17 protein-coding genes, 3 tRNA genes and 1 other RNA gene are annotated in these 19,208 nt (G+C 38.7%); 3 read left to right on the top strand and 18 right to left on the bottom strand.

The annotated features are described in order from the left end of the window. Positions 1–52: 52 nt before the first annotated feature. The 4 genes from QRD39_RS06635 to argF all read right to left on the bottom strand — a co-directional run bounded on the left by QRD39_RS06635 (position 53) and on the right by argF (position 2,961). Positions 53–787, bottom strand: coding sequence for an amino acid ABC transporter ATP-binding protein (locus QRD39_RS06635; RefSeq protein WP_002889049.1), 735 nt, complete (start codon positions 785–787; stop codon positions 53–55). Then, on the bottom strand, positions 787–1,467 hold the full coding sequence (locus QRD39_RS06630; protein WP_285956055.1) for an amino acid ABC transporter permease: 681 nt from the start codon (positions 1,465–1,467) through the stop codon (positions 787–789). The genes QRD39_RS06635 and QRD39_RS06630 overlap by 1 nt, the downstream gene beginning before the upstream one ends. Before the next feature lie 214 nt (positions 1,468–1,681). Further along, positions 1,682–1,912 carry a DUF1797 family protein gene (locus QRD39_RS06625; protein WP_002885970.1) on the bottom strand — a complete coding sequence of 77 codons (231 nt, stop codon included), beginning with the start codon at positions 1,910–1,912 and terminating at the stop codon, positions 1,682–1,684. Between the two features lie 68 nt (positions 1,913–1,980). Further along, on the bottom strand, positions 1,981–2,961 hold the full coding sequence (gene argF, locus QRD39_RS06620) for an ornithine carbamoyltransferase (protein ID WP_285956054.1): 981 nt from the start codon (positions 2,959–2,961) through the stop codon (positions 1,981–1,983). A gap of 242 nt (positions 2,962–3,203) precedes the next feature. Here argF and QRD39_RS06615 point away from each other — a divergent pair, with 242 nt between their 5' ends. The 3 genes from QRD39_RS06615 (at position 3,204) to QRD39_RS06605 (ending at position 6,527) form a co-directional block, all read left to right on the top strand. Continuing rightward, positions 3,204–5,474 carry an ATP-dependent Clp protease ATP-binding subunit gene (locus QRD39_RS06615; protein WP_285956071.1) on the top strand — a complete coding sequence of 757 codons (2,271 nt, stop codon included), beginning with the start codon at positions 3,204–3,206 and terminating at the stop codon, positions 5,472–5,474. Positions 5,475–5,756: 282 nt separating this feature from the next. Further along, on the top strand, positions 5,757–6,215 hold the full coding sequence (locus tag QRD39_RS06610; RefSeq protein ID WP_002889057.1) for an NUDIX hydrolase: 459 nt from the start codon (positions 5,757–5,759) through the stop codon (positions 6,213–6,215). 9 nt (positions 6,216–6,224) lie between these two features. Continuing rightward, positions 6,225–6,527, top strand: coding sequence for a DUF1827 family protein (locus QRD39_RS06605; protein WP_002889059.1), 303 nt, complete (start codon positions 6,225–6,227; stop codon positions 6,525–6,527). A gap of 46 nt (positions 6,528–6,573) precedes the next feature. Here the strand turns inward: QRD39_RS06605 and QRD39_RS06600 are convergent, their stop codons facing one another. The 14 genes from QRD39_RS06600 to QRD39_RS06535 all read right to left on the bottom strand — a co-directional run bounded on the left by QRD39_RS06600 (position 6,574) and on the right by QRD39_RS06535 (position 19,199). Then, on the bottom strand, positions 6,574–7,536 hold the full coding sequence (locus QRD39_RS06600) for a Gfo/Idh/MocA family protein (protein ID WP_285956053.1): 963 nt from the start codon (positions 7,534–7,536) through the stop codon (positions 6,574–6,576). Between the two features lie 98 nt (positions 7,537–7,634). Then, complete coding sequence (locus QRD39_RS06595; RefSeq protein WP_285956052.1) at positions 7,635–8,870, bottom strand: aminoacyltransferase; 1,236 nt, start codon at positions 8,868–8,870, stop codon at positions 7,635–7,637. After that, positions 8,848–9,258 carry a TVP38/TMEM64 family protein gene (locus QRD39_RS06590; RefSeq protein WP_285956051.1) on the bottom strand — a complete coding sequence of 137 codons (411 nt, stop codon included), beginning with the start codon at positions 9,256–9,258 and terminating at the stop codon, positions 8,848–8,850. The genes QRD39_RS06595 and QRD39_RS06590 overlap by 23 nt, the downstream gene beginning before the upstream one ends. A gap of 353 nt (positions 9,259–9,611) precedes the next feature. Beyond that, a complete protein-coding gene (locus tag QRD39_RS06585) occupies positions 9,612–10,232 on the bottom strand; it encodes a DUF3862 domain-containing protein (protein WP_008534087.1) in 621 nt (206 codons plus the stop codon). Positions 10,233–10,275: 43 nt separating this feature from the next. Next, positions 10,276–10,625: a transfer-messenger RNA gene (ssrA, locus tag QRD39_RS06580) on the bottom strand. A 159-nt stretch (positions 10,626–10,784) separates the two neighbouring features. After that, a tRNA-Arg gene (locus tag QRD39_RS06575) sits at positions 10,785–10,856 on the bottom strand. Positions 10,857–10,924: 68 nt separating this feature from the next. After that, positions 10,925–12,127 (bottom strand): 30S ribosomal protein S1, encoded by a 1,203-nt coding sequence (gene rpsA, locus QRD39_RS06570; protein WP_002889064.1) that lies wholly within the window; start codon positions 12,125–12,127, stop codon positions 10,925–10,927. A gap of 120 nt (positions 12,128–12,247) precedes the next feature. After that, positions 12,248–12,319, bottom strand: a tRNA-Gln gene (locus QRD39_RS06565). Positions 12,320–12,386: 67 nt separating this feature from the next. Continuing rightward, positions 12,387–12,467 (bottom strand) — tRNA-Tyr (locus QRD39_RS06560). Between the two features lie 62 nt (positions 12,468–12,529). Then, a complete protein-coding gene (locus QRD39_RS06555; RefSeq protein ID WP_002889065.1) occupies positions 12,530–12,760 on the bottom strand; it encodes a DUF2969 domain-containing protein in 231 nt (76 codons plus the stop codon). Between the two features lie 118 nt (positions 12,761–12,878). Continuing rightward, complete coding sequence (locus QRD39_RS06550) at positions 12,879–13,907, bottom strand: branched-chain amino acid aminotransferase (RefSeq protein ID WP_285956070.1); 1,029 nt, start codon at positions 13,905–13,907, stop codon at positions 12,879–12,881. 150 nt (positions 13,908–14,057) lie between these two features. Further along, positions 14,058–16,514 (bottom strand): DNA topoisomerase IV subunit A, encoded by a 2,457-nt coding sequence (gene parC, locus QRD39_RS06545; protein ID WP_285956050.1) that lies wholly within the window; start codon positions 16,512–16,514, stop codon positions 14,058–14,060. 623 nt (positions 16,515–17,137) lie between these two features. After that, complete coding sequence (locus QRD39_RS06540) at positions 17,138–17,686, bottom strand: hypothetical protein (RefSeq protein ID WP_285956049.1); 549 nt, start codon at positions 17,684–17,686, stop codon at positions 17,138–17,140. Positions 17,687–18,218: 532 nt separating this feature from the next. Next, positions 18,219–19,199 (bottom strand): hypothetical protein, encoded by a 981-nt coding sequence (locus QRD39_RS06535; RefSeq protein WP_285956048.1) that lies wholly within the window; start codon positions 19,197–19,199, stop codon positions 18,219–18,221. Positions 19,200–19,208: the final 9 nt, after the last annotated feature.

Genomic DNA, 19,208 nt, shown 5'->3' with positions numbered 1-19,208 from the left:
CAAAAAAGACTGGAATAATTCCAGCCTTCACAAACAAGATTTAATCTCTGTCTTACAATACCTTACTCAAGAAATCCTTTGTACGTTCTTCTTTCGTATGGTCAAAAATCTCTTGTGGTGTCCCTTCTTCTACGATAACACCACCATCCATGAAGATAACACGGTCCGCCACTTCATAGGCAAAGCCCATTTCATGCGTAACGATAGCCATAGTCATCCCAGACTTGGCAAGGTCCTGCATAACCGCAAGTACTTCACCAACCATCTCAGGGTCAAGGGCAGAAGTTGGTTCGTCAAACAAGAGAACATCTGGATCCATAGCCAAACCACGCGCAATCGCAATACGTTGCTGCTGACCACCTGATAGGCTACTTGGATAAGCATCCGCCTTTTCTCTCAAGCCAACCTTATCTAAAAGTTCCAAGGCTTTAGCTTCAGCATCAGCTTTAGAAATTCCCTTAGTTTTAATCGGAGAGAGGGTAATATTTTCTTTAACCGTCATATTTGGGAAGAGGTTAAACTGTTGGAAAACCATTCCCATTTTTTCACGCATTTTGAAAATATCGTTGTTCTTGTCTGTAATATCCACACCTTCAAAGGAAATTACACCTTTTGTAGGCGTTTCAAGTAAGTTCATTGAGCGTAGGAAGGTTGATTTACCAGATCCTGAAGGACCAATGATAACCACTACCTCACCTTTTTTAATATCTAAATCAATCCCCTTGAGAACTTCGTTTTTACCAAAATACTTGTGAAGATTTTTAATCTCAATAATTGTTTTTGCCATTATTTACTTCCCTCCCCAAGTCGTTTTTCCATTTGTTTCAAAAGAGCTGTCATAGCCGTTGTCACAATCAAATAGTAGAAGGCTGCGAACAGAAGCGGTGTCAATGTTAAGTAAGTTGTTGTCGCAACAGTCTGTGCACCATTCCACAATTCCATAACGCCGATGGTTTGCAAGAGCGAACTATCTTTGATAATCGTTACGAACTCGTTACCCAAGGCCGGCAAAATATTTTTAATAGCCTGAGGCAAAACCACATAACGCATGGTATTCCATGGACGAATACCAAGTGAATAGGCTGCTTCGACCTGTCCTTTCGGAATAGACTCGATCCCCGCACGCACACTTTCAGAGATATAGGCACCACTATTTAAAGAAAGGACAATAATACCAGGAACGATACGTGACAAATCAAGGTTCAAAATTCCGAACTGAACCGTTGGAAGGTTCATATGAATGAGGTTGAAAGCAATCATGATTTGCACAACCATAGGCGTTCCACGGAAAACCCAAACATAAAGGCTTACGAGCCACTCTAATGGCTTGATTCCAGAACGCTTAATCAGGGATACCAAAACCCCAAGAATGGTCCCAAAGAAGACCACGCAGATTGAAATCATAATTGTTACTAAGACACCATAGTTAAAGTAAGACCAGAACTGTGGCAAAAATGAAAAGTTCATCAAGATACTCCTTATTAATATTCCTCATTATTATATCAGAAGGATGCATAATAATAAAGTATTTTCTTATAAATGCGATATTTCAGTATAAAAAGTAGCTTAAAGACATAAAAATCAAAAAAGAGTGAGTAAGAACAATTTTACATGCTCTTTCCCACTCCCATTAACGATTTTGAAACCCCTAGTCTAAAAAGAGTCGGTTTCAAGTTATTGATTAGTAAAGCAAGTCGTAGATTTCCATTGCAATCAAGTCAATGCTATCAAATGAATAAGATTCACGAGCTTCAACATCACGCAATGTGAAAACTGGACCATTTTCTGGATCATTGCTGAATGATACTTCGGCAACAACTACTCCTTCACGTTCAAAATTACGTTTTAAATTACCACCATCAGCCGCCATCATTTCAAGACGGTTAATGATTCTCACCAAATGTGATTCCATGTTATTTCTCCTATTAATTGTGTATTTCTTACTTATTTTATCACACTTACGGAAAAAATGGGGGAATTTTAAATATTTTTCAAGGAATTGTACATGATAGCCTTGATAGAATGCATACGGTTCTCAGCTTCTTGGAAGATGATGTCAGTGTATTTTTGGAAGACCTCATCTGTAATTTCTAACTCTGCCAAACCATATTTGTCATACATTTCCTGTCCAATTTGAGTATTAAGGTCATGGAAGGCTGGAAGGCAATGCATAACGATGACATCTGGATTTTCCGTTTTGGCAAGTAAGTCTGCATTTATCTGATAAGGTAGAAGCAAATCAATACGAGATTTAAAGTCCACTTCTTCTCCCATAGAAACCCAGACATCAGTGTAGAGCATATCCACTCCCTTAACTTCTGAAATATCATCTGTAATGGTTAAATCAGCACCATTATTATGTTTATGAGCTAGGGCAACAATATCATCCTCAGGCTGTAAACCCTCTGGAGCGATAATCTTAACATTAACGCCCAAGATAGCCGATGTCACCAAAAGTGAATTTGCCATATTATTACGACCATCTCCAATATAAGCAATGGTCAAGCCCTCTAGACTACCAAAGTGCTCCTTCAAGGTCATGAAATCCGCAATCATCTGAGTCGGATGCCAAGTATCTGTCAAACCATTCCAGACCGGAACACCAGAGTATTTAGCCAAGTCTTCAACATCCTCTTGTTTAAAACCACGGTACTCAATCCCGTCAAACATTGATCCAAGCACCTTAGCTGTATCAATTACAGATTCCTTCTTACCAAGCTGAATATCACCTGCACCAAGGTAGGTCACATTCATCCCTAGATCCTGACCAGCTACAGTAAAGGCTGAACGTGTTCTTGTTGATGTCTTTTCGAAAAGTAGGGCAATATTTAACCCTTCTAGATACTTATGAGGAATTCTATTTTTCTTCAACTCTTTAAATTTAAGAGATAGCGCAATTAATTCTTCCAGTTCCTGTTTAGTGAAGTCAATTTCTTTCAAAAAGGATGTTACTAATGTCATAGGGCTCTCACTTTCATTCTGAATAATATAAAAGGTATTATAGTCTATTTTTGTATAATATGCAAGTATTTTTGTATTTTAATTCAAAATTAGCACTTAGTTATACAGAGTGCCAAACCCTAATGCTTTTTGCTTGCAATATTACTACTGCATGCTATAATGGAGACATAGATTTGACCTTTTTTGACCAAGTTATCTTCAAAAAAGAGTCCTTTCAAATCCAGATAGAAAGAGGTACTGATATGCTCTGCCAAAACTGTAACCTAAATGAAGCTAGTATCCATTTGTATACCAACGTAAATGGTAATCAGCAACAAGTTGACCTCTGTCAAAATTGTTATAAAATCATGAAATCTGACCCTGAGAACCCACTCAATCAATTCAATCAAACAGGGGGGTCCAACTTCTTTGATGATTTCTTCAGCGACCTAAACAACTTCCGTTCTTCAAACGGAGACCTTCCAAATACACCACCAACACAGGAAGGTGGAAACCGAGGAAACGGTGGCAATACACAGGGTCCAGGACGTCCAGGAGGACCTCGCCAACAGGCGCCTCAACAACCACAAGGTTTACTTGAGGAATTTGGAATTAATATCACAGACATTGCCCGTCGTGGAGATATTGACCCTGTCATTGGTCGTGATGAAGAAATTATTCGTGTTATAGAAATTCTTAACCGACGTACCAAGAACAACCCTGTTCTTATTGGTGAACCTGGTGTTGGTAAAACAGCCGTTGTTGAAGGTCTCGCTCAAAAAATCGTTGATGGTAGTGTACCTCAAAAACTCCAAGGCAAGCAAGTTATCCGTCTTGATGTCGTCAGCCTAGTCCAAGGTACTGGTATCCGTGGTCAATTCGAAGAACGCATGCAAAAACTCATGGAAGAAATTCGTCAACGTCAGGATGTTATCCTCTTTATCGATGAAATCCATGAAATTGTAGGAGCTGGTAATGCTGGTGATGGCAATATGGACGCTGGAAATATCCTAAAACCTGCTCTTGCTCGTGGCGAGCTTCAACTTGTCGGAGCAACAACCCTTAACGAATATCGCATTATCGAAAAGGATGCTGCCCTCGAACGCCGTATGCAACCGGTTAAGGTTGATGAACCAACCGTTGAAGAAACCATTACAATTTTGCATGGTATTCAACCTAAATACCAAGACTACCACCATGTCAAATATACGGACGAAGCTATCAGGGCAGCCGCAGAATTGTCCAATCGATACATTCAAGACCGCTTCTTACCAGACAAGGCCATTGACCTTCTTGATGAAGCTGGTTCTAAGATGAACTTGACCCTTAACTTTGTTGATCCTAAAGATATTGATAAACGTTTGATTGAAGCGGAAAATCTCAAAGCTCAAGCCACTCGTGACGAAGACTTTGAAAAGGCTGCTTATTTCCGTGATCAAATTGCCAAATACAAGGAAATGCAAAAACAAACCATCAGTGACCAAGATATGCCTGTCATCACTGAAAAACATATCGAAGCCATTGTGGAACAAAAAACAAACATTCCTGTCGGTGACCTTAAAGAAAAAGAACAATCACAACTTCTTAGCCTTGCTGATGACCTTAAGTCGCATGTTATTGGACAAGATGCCGCAGTTGATAAGATTGCCAAAGCTATCCGTCGTAATCGTGTTGGTCTTGGCGCACCAAATCGCCCAATTGGTAGTTTCCTCTTCGTAGGTCCTACTGGGGTCGGTAAAACTGAACTCTCTAAACAATTGGCCATTGAACTCTTTGGATCAGCAGATAGTATGATTCGATTCGACATGTCCGAATACATGGAGAAACACGCTGTTGCTAAGTTGGTCGGTGCCCCTCCAGGATATGTAGGTTATGACGAAGCTGGTCAGTTAACTGAAAAAGTCCGCCGTAACCCTTATTCCCTCATTCTTCTTGATGAGGTTGAAAAAGCTCACCCAGACGTGCTTCACATGTTCCTTCAAGTTCTTGATGATGGTCGTTTGACTGATGGACAAGGTCGCACTGTAAGCTTCAAAGATACCATTATTATCATGACATCAAATGCCGGTACTGGTAAAGTTGAAGCTAGTGTTGGTTTTGGAGCTGCTCGTGAGAATCGCACTAACTCTGTGCTGAACCAACTCGGAGACTTCTTTAGTCCTGAATTTATGAACCGTTTTGACGGTATTGTTGAATTTTCTGCCCTCAGTAAGGAAAACCTCCTAACTATTGTGGACCTCATGCTTGATAGCGTCAACCAGCGCTTGGCCAATAACGGTATCCACTTTAGTGTGACTGAAAAAGTCAAAGAAAAATTGGTTGACCTTGGTTACGACCCTAAGATGGGTGCTCGACCACTTCGCCGTACCATCCAAGATTATATTGAGGATGCCATTACCGACTTCTACCTTGAAAATCCAAATGAAAAAGATCTCAAGGCAGTCATGACATCCAAGGGTCATATCACTATTAAATCTGCTAAAAAAGTTGAAAAAACTGCACAAGAAACTGAAACGACCAGAGAATCTGACTAAATCGTCTAGAAGTAGGACAAGGTGCTATAATTTTCAAATCAGAAAAACTCAAGGTATGGGGTAACATTTTCCATATCTACTATCTCAAACAGGCTTCTAGGCTTGTTTGACCCTAAGGGGAGTAAGACAGAAGAAACGTCATTTAAAATTTCTTCTGTCTTACTCCTTTTTTCACACTTTTCAATTTTCCATTTTCAAAATTCTCTGTAATTCTGCCTAAATCAATAGGAAAATGAGGATTTTTTTAGTATAATATAGGCAAATAAACCTAAGGAGCAACTTATGAATCCAACATTTGGTGATAAGGTTGAGGGAGCTCATTATCAGACACGTTACGGTGTTTATGCTGTGATTCCTAACCAAGACAAGACGAAGATTATTTTAGTTCAGGCTCCTAACGGGGCTTGGTTTCTCCCAGGTGGAGAAATCGAAGCAGGCGAGGATCACTTTAGTGCCTTAAAACGCGAGTTAATTGAAGAACTTGGGTATACAGCCACTTTAGGACAGTACTATGGACAGGCTGACGAATACTTCTATTCAAGCCACCGTGACACTTACTTTTACAATCCAGCCTACATTTATGAAGTTGTAGATTTTTCAGAAATTGGTAACCCCCTAGAAGATTTCAACAAGCTGGCATGGTTCCCAATTGATGAAGCGATTTCCAAGCTTAAACGCGGCAGCCATAAGTGGGGAATCGAACAATGGAAAGCTAGCCATACAAGAACTGCCAAATCCTAGGAGGTAACTATGAAACTTATTAACACGACGCAAACACACCAAGAACTTGTACAAAACCAACTTGATAATACAGATGCCTTCCTCGTAGAAACCTATTCTGCTGGAAATACAGATGTTGTCTTTACACAAGCACCTAAACATTACGAACTATTGATTTCAAATAAACACCGTGCTGTTAAGGATAACGAATTAGAAATCATCCGTGAATTCTTCCTCAAACGCAAAATTGACAAAGATATCGTTTTGATGGATAAACTCCAAACAGTACACACCGAAAAATTGATTGAGATTTCATTCCCAACAACTGTATAAATCCAAAACAAGCAATGGCTAATGCCACTGCTTGTTTTTTAGTATCTTACAAAACTTTAGAGGCCTGATCCAGAACTTCCATAACCTGACGACTATGCTCCAACTGCTTGGCAACACTGTCAATATCATTGGTAGCTACCATTTTCTCAAATGCTACAAATTCATCGTACATACGATGATGCGGACTATTAAGATTAGTCACAGTCTCTTCTTGACCATTAAGAATAAGACCAATTTCAGGAAGAGTGTTGGTAGCACCCAAAATGGTGATAGCTCCCTTATCTCCTTGAATTGTTGAACGAATGTCAGCACTACAGTCTTTAGCTCCAATGGCAACAGCCTTAAAGTTACCATAATCCAAAACTAGAATTCCTGACGTATCCACTCCTCTCTCCACATTAGGTAGGTATTCCACACGATTAGGCTTTCCGAAAAGTCCAACCAAAAGATGGATATTGTAGATATTCAGATCTCTAAGCGCTCCCCCACCCATTTCAGGGTTAAAGGCAGGAGCAATCTCACCACGTTTAAAGGCATCGTAGCGTGATGAATATTGAGAATAATTGATATTCACAATCTTGATATCACCGATTTCTGCTAGAGAATTCTTAATCGCTGTGAAATTAGCTAGATATTGATTGGTTATAGCTTCTATCAAGAGAAGCTTTTTTTCTTGGGCAAGCTTAGTCAGCTCTTCAAACTCTTCCAAATGCAGGGTAAAAGGTTTCTCACAGATGACATGCTTGCCAGCTAGAAGTGCTTGTTTGGCATAGTCATAGTGGGTATGATTAGGTGTTCCAACATAAATGGTATCAACATCTGGATTGGACAAGATTGCTTCATAATCACTTGTCGCCTGAATTAGACCATATTGCTTAGCTAAAACTTCAGCCTTATCAAGTGATCGTGGTGTCGACATTATAGCCTCCAGCTCAATTCCCTCAATAGTTGCCAAAACAGGCAAAACCTCTGTAACAATCATTCCTGTCCCTAATAATGCAAGTTTCATCAACCTACCTCCTTCTTCCTCTAAACTCTCTTATATATGTCGTAATTCCAAAAACAGAATTATAATGAAAGAGGCCTCCAATAGAAGCCCTCTACATCTTAAGAACGTCCAAGCAGTTTCTTAATTCCTTGAATGGCCTTATATTTAAACGGTTGTGGATAATAACGGAAAGTTCCCATTTTACGAACGATATAACCATTAAAGTTTTGTTTAAAACGCAAAACCCCATCTGAACCATCAAAAATGCCCATGATACCAAGGAAGTTATAGAAACTGATACCACGTTTAATAGCCTGTGTCATCACATACTCTTGCAAGAGTGCTGGAGCATAAAACTTATTAAATTCAGGATAAGAACCACTAAAAAGATAGACTGCTTCTTGAGGGGTGTAAACAAAGAGACTTCCGGCTAGAACAATGTCTTCTTGACCGTACTTGTCAATAAAGGCTGTTGCTTCTCCCTTGCGAACATCAAAAGTTTCAAACTGACTTGATAGCTCTCGCAATTGGTTTTGTTTTTTCTCAGACTTAGGATTAGTTTCCAAATCAGCTTGCAATTTGACAATTCTAGCTCCCAATTTAGCCTGATCCTTCTCTAAATGTTCAAGGTAATCTTGGAAATTCAAAGTAGCAACCATAAAATCAGCATTATCACCAAAGGCATCATAAAAATCTTGGTAGTAATCCAGCGATTTATCACTATATTCTCGACGATCAGAAGTCGCTGAAGTGATTTCTTTAAAAATGGATAACTCGTCACGCTTCAGTTTTTTCAGCTTGATACCAAAGGTTTTAGCTTTTTTAACTAATGGTTTCCCTTTTTTGCTGAAAGACTTAATCAAATCTTTTTCTGTAATCCCTGATAAATCCTTCACATAATGCCAGTCAGGCTCACCACCAGGATAACCTGTTTGCAAACCATCAAAGCTATAACCTAAGTTAGTCAATTGGCTAATCAGCTGCTTTTGCTCATCACCAGTTGGCTCCCCATTACTATCAAAGGTTTGATAAGTATCATAAGGTTTGATTAACAGCTCAAGCGCACCATTTGCTTTAGCGTAGTCCTTCAATCCTTGGTAAAAGTCGCTCAGATGAGTCGTATTGGAGTGAATAGGTCCACAATTCACTTCCATACGAAGCCCACCAGTCATAGGCATACTATAGACAATTGCTGAGATTTCTAGCTGATTGCCTTCTTTCCAAGCGACATAGCTAATGCTAAATCCACGTTTTTCAAGAAGCTTAGCCATTTCCTCTGTTTGCATAAAAGAACGCTCTGAAACCTGTTGAGCATATGTGTTAAATTCTTCCTTAGTTACTTGAATGAAGCTCATTTTTTTCCTTCCTAAAATGGATAACGTAAATTACGAGTGAGATAAACAACAAAAGGGCAAGTATTGCCACTAATGGTATTCGAATTGGGCGACTATTTAGCAACAAATCCCCACTGACGGCATGAACAACGGAGAGTGGCGTCACTCCAATTAGTGTCGCTAAAATCCTTGTCCTTGTGGGTAATTTCATCTGAACACAAGCATAATTGACCAAAGCTGATGGAATAAAGGGAATAGAGAAAGCCAGAGAAATGCCAATAAAACGATGCTTAAAGTTTTCAATATAGGTTAGGAGTTTCTCCATACGTTTAGACCTCTCGGGCTTTTCGAGTCTTCTTAGGATTTCAAAACTAGTTAAATTTCCAAAAGTATTCCCAAGGATATTCATAGGAATGCCCAAGAAGGGACCGTAAAGCAGACCAACGAAAATACAAAAAAACGAACTTGAAACTCCAGGAATAGCCGATGATAGAATCATGAGACTAAGAAGAATCAGTACATTTTGGAAATTAGCCTGCTTAAAAGCTTCTCTTAAGAAGTCTTGGTCATGCTTAGCATTGGCCCAAAACCTGATTAAAGGGAAAATGTTATGTAAGAGAGGTAATAAAAATAGCAGAATTAATACAGTAATTCCGACAAAAAAATCTTTTTCGGGTCATTGCATCTCCATCGTTTTAATCACTCTTTTTATTATAACAAAAAAATGCCTTCATTGATTTAGAAAGGCATCATTTCCTATTATTACTTGTTAATCAAATTTGCTTGAGATTTGTTTTCCAAGGCACCATTCTTGAAGTTAAGAGTAAGACTACCTGTTTCACCCTTTTTAGCGACAAGATTTGATGACCAAAGAGCCTGTGTCATTGTAGCATCAGAAGATACTGCAATAGAATAAACATCTGGTGTACCAAGTGTTTTAACGGCATCATCATAGCTCGTTCCATTTTTAAGGTTTTCATACATTTTCAAGGTGATTTTAGGATCACGGACAAAAGAAAAGTTTGAGAGTGACTTAACAACAGTACTATTATTGAAAAGTTTAGCCGTAACAACGACATTATCAAACTGCCAATTGTAGACATCCAGTTTAGCATCTCCTGCCTGCTCTTGGCTAGTTGATGAGGGTTCTCCAAACAAACCTTTCAAAGTATCAAGATTTGACCCCCCTGAAAATTCCTGAGAGGCATTTGCCATGGAAATTTTATCAAAGTTCTGACGAACATTGCCATGTTTAACTGTTAGAATCTTTGAAGCTTCATTATCCACAGACCCCTTCGTCTCAGTCTTAGACGAAGAATGTCCACAAGCAGCTAAGGTAAAAAGTGAAAGACCTAAAACGGCCAAAGACAAAAGTTTTTTCATAATAAATTCCTATACACAAATAAAAGGCTGACGCCTCAAGTATTTATGGAGCCGGTGGGAGTCGAACCCACGTCCAAACACCTGCCAACATATTCGTCTACAACCATAGGTTATGTCTTTCATTTAACAGATAGGCGACACATAACTCAAGCCTTCTATATGCGAGCCTATAAATCTCTTTTCGACCAGCTAGGCAATGGTCGAACGTAGCTTATAAATCAATAAAACCTCTAAGCAAACATAAGCAATCTGCTAGAAGTCACGCGAGCAGGTGTTTAGGCTGCTACAGCGTAAGAATTTGTATTTTTTGCAGTTATATTTAACTGAGCGTTTACGTCGCCACACGAGTCGCAGAATATGCCTCATAATGCCTGTCGAATCCGTAACGACCCCAATATGAGATATTGAGTATTATAGCAAAATTTTTAATAAATAGCAAAATATTACCTACTGTAAACATCATAAGCTCAAAGTCTACAAATCTTATGGCACCTAAATATGACTCAGATTAAAAAACGTTGAAAGAATAAATCTCTCAACGCTCTTGTCTTTTGCACCCTAAGGGAATCGAACCCCTATCTCAAGAACCGGAATCTTACGTGATATCCATTACACTAAGGGTGCTAACAGTATACTATTATAGCATACTCTAAAATATAAAAAAAGACATGTTTCCATGCCTCTTTTCTATATTACAATTCGATATCTCCGAAAAGATCCGCCATTGAGAATCCAGATTGAGTTTCTGGAAGTTCGTAGTCACGTTTTTCTTGACGTTTAGGACGACGTGGACGTGATTGACGTTTTTCGTTGTTTTCACCTTCAGCATTAGCTGGGCGTTCTTCAAGAGCTTTGATAGAAAGTGATACACGTTCTGCATCAGCGTTTACTTCAAGAACTTTAACAGTAACGTCTTGACCTACTGAAAGAACATCTTTTGGATTTTCAACACGTTTGTGTGAGATTTGTGAGATGTGAACAAGGCCATCGATACCTGGCAATACTTCAACGAAAGCACCGAAGTCAGTCAAGCGTTTAACTTTACCTTCGATAACATCTCCAGCAGCAAGTTTTTGTTCAACGCCATCCCATGGTCCAGGTGTTGTTGCTTTAAGTGAAAGTGATACACGACCTGCTTCTTCGTCGATAGCAAGAACTTTAACATCAACTTCGTCACCAACAGAAACAACTGATTTAGGTGAAACGTTACGTTCGTGAGACAATTCAGTCACGTGAACAAGTCCATCAACACCACCAAGGTCAATGAAAGCACCGAAGCTTGTCAAACGAGCAACTTTACCAGTTACGATTGAACCAACTTCAAGTTTAGAGAAGACTTCTTTACGAGCTTCTGCAGCTTCTGCTTCAACAACTTCACGACGTGAAAGGATGAAACGGTTTTCAGCTGGATCAACTTCTTTAATCTTAGCGTCAAATTCTTGACCTACAAATTGTTCAGTGTTACGAACAAAACGAGTATCGATCATTGAAGCTGGAATAAATCCACGAAGACCTTCAAATTCAACTGAAAGTCCACCTTTAACAGCGCGTGTTCCTTTAACAGTAACAACTTCTTCTTCACGACCAACAAGTTTATCCCAAGCTTTGCGAGCTTCCAAGCGTTTTTTAGATACAAGGTAAGTTACAGTATCAGTATCTTTACCAACAACTTGACGAAGAACAAGCACTTCAAGTGTTTCACCAACTTTAACAAGGTCTGCAACGTTTGCGTCACGGTCGTTTGTCAATTCACGACGTGTCAAAACACCTTCGATACCAGTTCCTTCGATAACAACATTTGCTTGATCATTATCTACTGAGATAACTTCAGCTGTTACAACGTCACCTGTGTTAACTTCGCTAACACTGTTTAGCAATTCTTCAAATTCGTTCATTCTAAAAAGATCCTCCAACAAGAGACAGCCAATTCTGACTCTTGATAACAATATATTTTTCAAGGTACCCGCAAAGACAATTGTTGACATAGGCGGTGCCGAAGCACCCGATACCTTTGACTGGGGTAGCTGGATTCGAACCAACGCATGAGGGAGTCAAAGTCCCTTGCCTTACCGCTTGGCTATACCCCAATAGCAAAATGCCATAAAAAAACATCTAAGTACTTGACATCGACTATTCGACTCAGTCTCTTAGATATGGAGAGAGAGGGATTCGAACCCCCGAACCCGAAGGAGCGGATTTACAGTCCGCCGCGTTTAGCCTCTTCGCTATCTCTCCTTTTAAGAACAAGAAATAGTATATCACAGTTTCTTGACCAAAGCAAGCCTTTACTTTGGATTTTAATGATTAAGATTATAGGCTTCAATAATGGCAGCTACTGCTTGATCCATTTTCTTGTGGAAGCCTGCGACGTTTTCTTTATCGACAACAGCAAATTTACCATCAATTTCTACAATTTGGCCGATAACTTTTTTACCAACAACAAGCTCAAACCCTTCAATGATTGCCTTGTTAACAGTTACTTTGGCATCTTTAACTTGAATTTCAATTTTTTTGTCTTTTTTGCTCATAGATTTACACTTGAGACTTGGCTCAAGTCATCCTTTCTTAATGTATCTCTTTAATTTTACCGAAAAAGAAAAAAGCTTGCAAGAGCAAGCCTTAAAATAAACGTTAATTTCTTATGATTTAGTCAACTTTGAAAATCCATCCTTCTGGCGCTTCAACATCACCAAATTGAATACCAGTCAACTCATCATAAAGTTTATGTGTAACAGGTCCTACTTCTGTTTCTGAATAGAAGACATGGAAGTCGTCACCGTGTTGTACACCACCAATTGGTGAGATAACAGCAGCTGTACCACAGGCACCAGCTTCAACAAATTTGTCCAATTCAGCAATCTTAACATCACCTTGAATAGCTTTCATGCCAAAGCGTTTTTCAGCCAAATAAAGCAAAGAGAATTTCGTAATTGATGGCAAGATGGATGGGCTAAGTGGAGTGATGAACTCGTTATCAGCTGTAATACCGAAGAAGTTTGCAGAACCAACCTCTTCAATTTTAGTGTGAGTTGCAGGATCAAGGTAGATAACATCTGAGAATTTACGGTCATGTGCAATCTTACCTGGCAACATACTTGCTGCGTAGTTACCACCAACTTTAGCAGCACCCGTACCATGTGGAGCAGCACGGTCGTATTCGTCTTGAATAAGGAAGTTTGTTGGAGCCAAACCACCTTTGAAATAGTTCCCTACTGGCATGGCAAAAATAGTAAAGACGTATTCATCAGCAGGGTGAACACCAATAATATCTCCTACCCCAATCAAAAGTGGGCGAAGATAGAGTGTTGCGCCTGTTCCATATGGTGGAACATATTCTTCATTGGCACGGACTACTTGTTTACAAGCATCTACGAATTTGTCAACGGGAACCTGTGGCATCAAAAGACGATCGGCTGTACGTTGCAAACGTTTGGCATTTTCATCTGGACGAAACAATTGAACTGAACCATCTTTGGTACGGTAAGCCTTGAGTCCTTCGAAAGCTTCTTGACCATAGTGAAGAGCTGGGGATGCTTCTGAGATGTGCAAAGTCGCATCCTCAGTCAAATGACCTTCATCCCATTTTCCGTCTTTGTAATGTGAAATATAACGGAATGGAAGTTTATGGTAATTAAATCCTAAATTTTCCCAGTCTAAATCAACTGTCATGTATATGTCCTCTTTTCTGTTACTATGTGCTTTATAGTATAGTCCTTTTCATTGAAAATTTCAAGTTTATGTTGCAAAATTCTGACAATTCTTTTTGGGAGGATTGAACGATAAAAAAACTCTGTTCTCAAATAAGAGAACAAAGCTTTCTTATCTTTATTTTTCAATAATCTTGGCAGCGAAGACTTCCTTGTCTGCTAGTCCTTCAATGAAACTTCCATTGCTAGTACGCTCTGAAAGATTAAGAAGGGACAAATCAACTTCTGCTGTTTCACCAGTCGTAGCTGTGACAAGCAAGGTTTGAGGGGCCTCTTCCGCTGGTGTTGCTAGAAGATCTATCTCACCACCAGAATTTTCTGTAAAGACTGGACCAGCCGTAAAGACACGGTGCGGTTTAGTCTTAAGCTCACGAAGAACTTGGAGACCTCGACCAGCTCGCTTAGCCTGTGGAATATCTGCTGTAGCTACCCTTTTGAGACTAGCTCTTTGTGTAAGAAGATAGAAACTTTGGGTATTTGCCACAAAAACGGCCTGAACGGTATCATCATCCTTAAGGTTGATTGCCTTAACACCTGCTGCCTTGGCACCAACAACTGGTACCTCGTCAGCATTGAAACGGAGGGCATAGCCTTTTTGCGTGATAATCATGACATCATCCATCTGAATTGGGGTGACTGTGACAACACAATCACTAGCATCCTTAAGTTTAGCGTATTTAACCGACTTAGACTTGTAGGTACGCCATGGGGTAAATTCCTTGCGTTCGAAACGTTTAATCTGACCAAGTTTAGTGGCTGCTAGGTAAGTACCAGCTTCAAAATCATCCAGAATTTCAGCATAAAGCACTTCTTCATCCTTAGATAAATTAGTGATGGTTTGTGATAAATGCTCTCCCAAATCCTTCCAACGAATATCTGGCAACTCATGGATTGGACGATAAATCACATTGGCCTGGTTAGTGAACATCAAGAGATGCTGTGTCGTCTTAGCCTGCTGAACCAGAATCAAATCATCATCATCACGTTTTCCGACTTCATCAATCGTTGAAGCATTGAAAGAACGTGGGCTAGTACGTTTGACGTAACCACCACGAGTGATGCTGACATAGGTTTCTTCCTCAACAATCAAACTTGCGGTATCAATTTCAATGGTCTTGGTTTCCGCTTGTAGCTCTGAACGACGGTCATTACCAAATTTCTTCTTGATATCACGAAGTTCACGTTTCATGACATTAAACATGGTACGCTCGTCTCCAATGATTGCAGCCAAGGTCGCAATTTGTTCACGTAAATCGGCTTCCTCATTTTGGAGAGTGACAATATCTGTATTGGTCAAACGATAGAGTTGCAAGGTCACGATAGCTTCAGCTTGTTCTTCTGAAAAATCATAGCTGACTTTAAGATTTTCCTTAGCATCAGCCTTATTTTCAGAAGCTCGGATAAGAGCAATAACCTCATCCAAAATAGAGATGACACGGATGAGTCCTTCCACAATATGAAGACGTTTTTCAGCCTTATCCTTGTCAAATTTTGAACGAGCAACGATAATATCGCGACGGTGGGCAATGTAGCTAGACAAAATCTTTTGCAAGCCCACTTGACGTGGAGTGAAATTGTCGATGGCCACCATGTTGAAATTGTAGTTGACTTGAAGATCCGTATATTTCAAAAGATAGTTCAGAATGGTTTGACTGTCAGCATCCTTCTTAAGTTCAATAGCAATACGCAGACCAGTACGGTCAGACTCGTCACGAACTTCCGCAATGCCTGGAACCTTGTTATTGACCCTAACATCATCGATTTTTTTAACCAAGACAGCCTTATTGACATCGTAAGGAATCTCAGTAACGATGATTTGTTCCTTGCCACCTTTGAGTTGTTCGATTTCAGTACGTGAACGCACAACTACACGGCCCTTACCGGTTTCGTAGGCCTTGCGAATCTCGTCTTTGCCCTGGATGATAGCCCCTGTTGGAAAATCTGGGCCAGGCAAGAATTCCATCAATTTATCCAGTTTAGCAGATGGGTGATCAATCATGTAGACAACAGCATCAATGACCTCTGCCAGATTATGTGGTGGAATGTCTGTGGCATAACCAGCAGAAATCCCTGTAGCCCCATTAACCAAGAGGTTTGGAAAGGCGGCGGGTAAAACGGTTGGTTCCTTCTCTGTATCATCAAAATTCCAAGCCCATGGGACTGTGTTTTTATCGATATCTTGAAGAAGGTAGCCCGCAATCTCTGACAAGCGTGCCTCTGTATAACGCATGGCCGCTGGTGGATCACCGTCCATAGAACCGTTGTTACCGTGCATTTCAACCAAGATTTCACGATTCTTCCAATCCTGAGACATACGGACCATGGCATCATAAATGGAACTGTCACCATGGGGGTGGAAATTACCCATAATGTTACCCACAGACTTGGCAGATTTACGATAGCCCTTGTCATAAGTATTGCCATCCTTATTCATGGAATAAAGAATACGACGTTGAACGGGTTTCAGACCGTCACGAATATCAGGAAGCGCACGCTCCTGAATAATGTATTTGGAGTAGCGACCAAAACGCTCCCCCATGATGTCCTCAAGGGACATGTTTTGAATATTAGACATAAGATTTCTCTTTATTTTTTAGTTTAAGTAATGATTTGAAATAATATAAAAGACAAATAGTAGACCCCCTACTTCACTGCAACACCTCTAATTACAATGTTGTTCCTTGACTTTGTAACTGTAGAAGAATGGTTTTCACCTTCCTAGTTTCTATTTCACCAATCACAAATTGAACCACTGTACTTATCGCAATTAAAATGAAAAGTACACAAGATAGAGTCAATGAAGTAGAAAGTTCCCCAAAGAATAAGATAAAGTTTAAAAGTGTTAAACAAGTCATTATAGAGGCGTTGATTACGAGAACAGTAGCTAGCGGGATACGAAATAACCTATAATGATAGATACTTTTTAAAAGTGATGTGATACTACAAGCAACACTTAGGGGAGAAAAAACATAGATATAGTAGAAAGCCAATAACAACCCCGTGTAGGTCCTCTGTGAGAAGGGATTATCTATCAAAGATAGAAGGAAGGTTATCACTACTAGTATAGGTAAGATCAAAAAGTGTGTTTTTAGTGGTCTCTTTTTATAAACGCTTAAATAAGCTATTGCCCCTCCACATGCAGGAAACACCACTTGAGGATAGCAAAGTAAAAAACTTAATATCTTAGATAACATAGGTCTACCTCACACTGTCTTTTCCTGACTTAGCAATATAGTCTTTATTTTTTTCATTTTCCTTTCCTCCTATTATATTTTGAACAATACCAATTATCGCTAGGAGAAGAAAAATAAGGTACATGGATGAATTAGGAATAAATTCTAAGGATCCCTGTAAAAAAAGCAAGTTGATGAAAGCCAGTAATGTGGCAAAGAAACTATTAATAACTAGTAAGATTGAGTATTTGGTTTGAAAGCGTATTAAATGTAGAAGACTTTTTATAAAAGCTATTAGCGAGAATGGCACATAAAACACTGAAAAGACCATCAGATAGTAAAAAACAAATAATAAGCCTGAGTATGGACTACCCAAATAATAATAGAGAGGATTATCCACCACGAAGATTATGAGGGAGACTATAGATAAGAGAAAAAGGATAAAAAAGCGTGTTTTTATTGGTCGTATGCCATAAAAAATTAAGTATATAGCAGAAACAATAACCATAAGAATAATAGCCGGAACAGCTACATCTGCATGGTAAGCTAGGTAATCGATAACATTAAAATCCATTTTTCTACCTCCATTGATTTCTAGTCAATGACACTACAAATAGTTAATAAACTATGTAGAAAATAAATGACTTGTTTCTTTATAAACCTAATTATCTATTGATAGTAAGCGCTCTCCCTAATTCTATCTTATAATTTTCCCTTCTGGCTTGCAACCTAAAATACGCCGCTTTCTTCCAAGGTAAATTTAACGTTATCTTCGATCCATTGAGCCCTTATCTGTATTACCAAAGTTATAAACTCTAGGACATATCGCCATGCGAGTGGAAATCACTAATAATGATCCTCAGAGACCCAAATCAAAAATATGCTTGTTTAGTTAGCTAATCTAACTAAACATATCTTTCTCTAGGTTACAATAGAATGCAAGAAGGTGGAAATCATCTAGGATCTGTTATATTTCTTAAAAAAATTTCGAATTGGTAATAAAAATTAGTTTGTGAAAATTGTTAATATCTAGTTAGTTATAGACGAATTATGATATTTCGGCTTTTCAAAAATTTACATATAAAGGATGAAGCAAAAATAAATTACTAATAATCTGGGTACAAGGGATCCTTTACAGGAACAACTTTTTCTGACAAAAACTTACCTAATCCATTAAAATTTGAATCATTTTGTAATTTACTTTGAAACTCTTCAAAACTACTAGAGTTTTTCATATCATTTTCAAAATTCCCATAATAATCTCGTGATGATTGATCAATATCCCACCTTATTCCTTGTAGAGAGTACAACTTCTCCTTATCTGTCTGCGATAAGTCCTTATTATTTAGAAGATGCTTAAACTCTCTGCTTAAATATTTAAATGCTGTATCATAAATACTCTCATTACCATTTACTTTTATCTCATTTTCTTGAAAATGCGCAATATTTTTAGAATAATCAATTAAATCTCGATATCTTTTATCACTTAACTTTGTTTTATTCCACGGGGTAGAGATAAAACTTTCTGTGTATTTTTTTGAGGGATTATCTTTATATGAATAATCGAAATTTGTAGCTATCGCTAGATATGGATATACTCGAATTTCATATGCTATTTCATCCTTCTTTTGCTCACCAATAAGCATTGACTTCATATCTCTACCACCTAATTTACCATAAAAATTATTTGGTAAAACTGAAGTCTGTATTGTATCGATAGTTTTTCCTGAACCAGATTGAGAAATAATATTATCGTATGAAACCGGTAGCAATATCAATACCGAGAACCTACTTCCATCCTTTAAAATATAGTACAGTTTTGCAGGAATATACATAAAATATGATGGCTTAGGTGGGGAAGTAAGTGGTTTTTGAGATTCATTATATAACATAAAGCTAGGAGAGTCTTGCCAAAAATTTTGAATAATATTAAAATTTGTACTTTCTAAATATTGAGCCCTTTTATTATTTGAGTATCCAACCCAACCAGATATCACAAGAGCACCTAGAGATATAAGAATTGTTGCATTAGACTTTACCTTAGACCATCGAGACGTTTTTTCTTTATTTTTTCCCTTTGAAACCATTTCTCTCGT

Source organism: Streptococcus raffinosi (genome assembly GCF_030284685.1).
In the GTDB taxonomy this organism is placed as follows: domain Bacteria; phylum Bacillota; class Bacilli; order Lactobacillales; family Streptococcaceae; genus Streptococcus; species Streptococcus raffinosi.
Note: the sequence above shows the minus strand (reverse complement) of the source record. Positions and strands in the feature narration are given on the sequence as shown.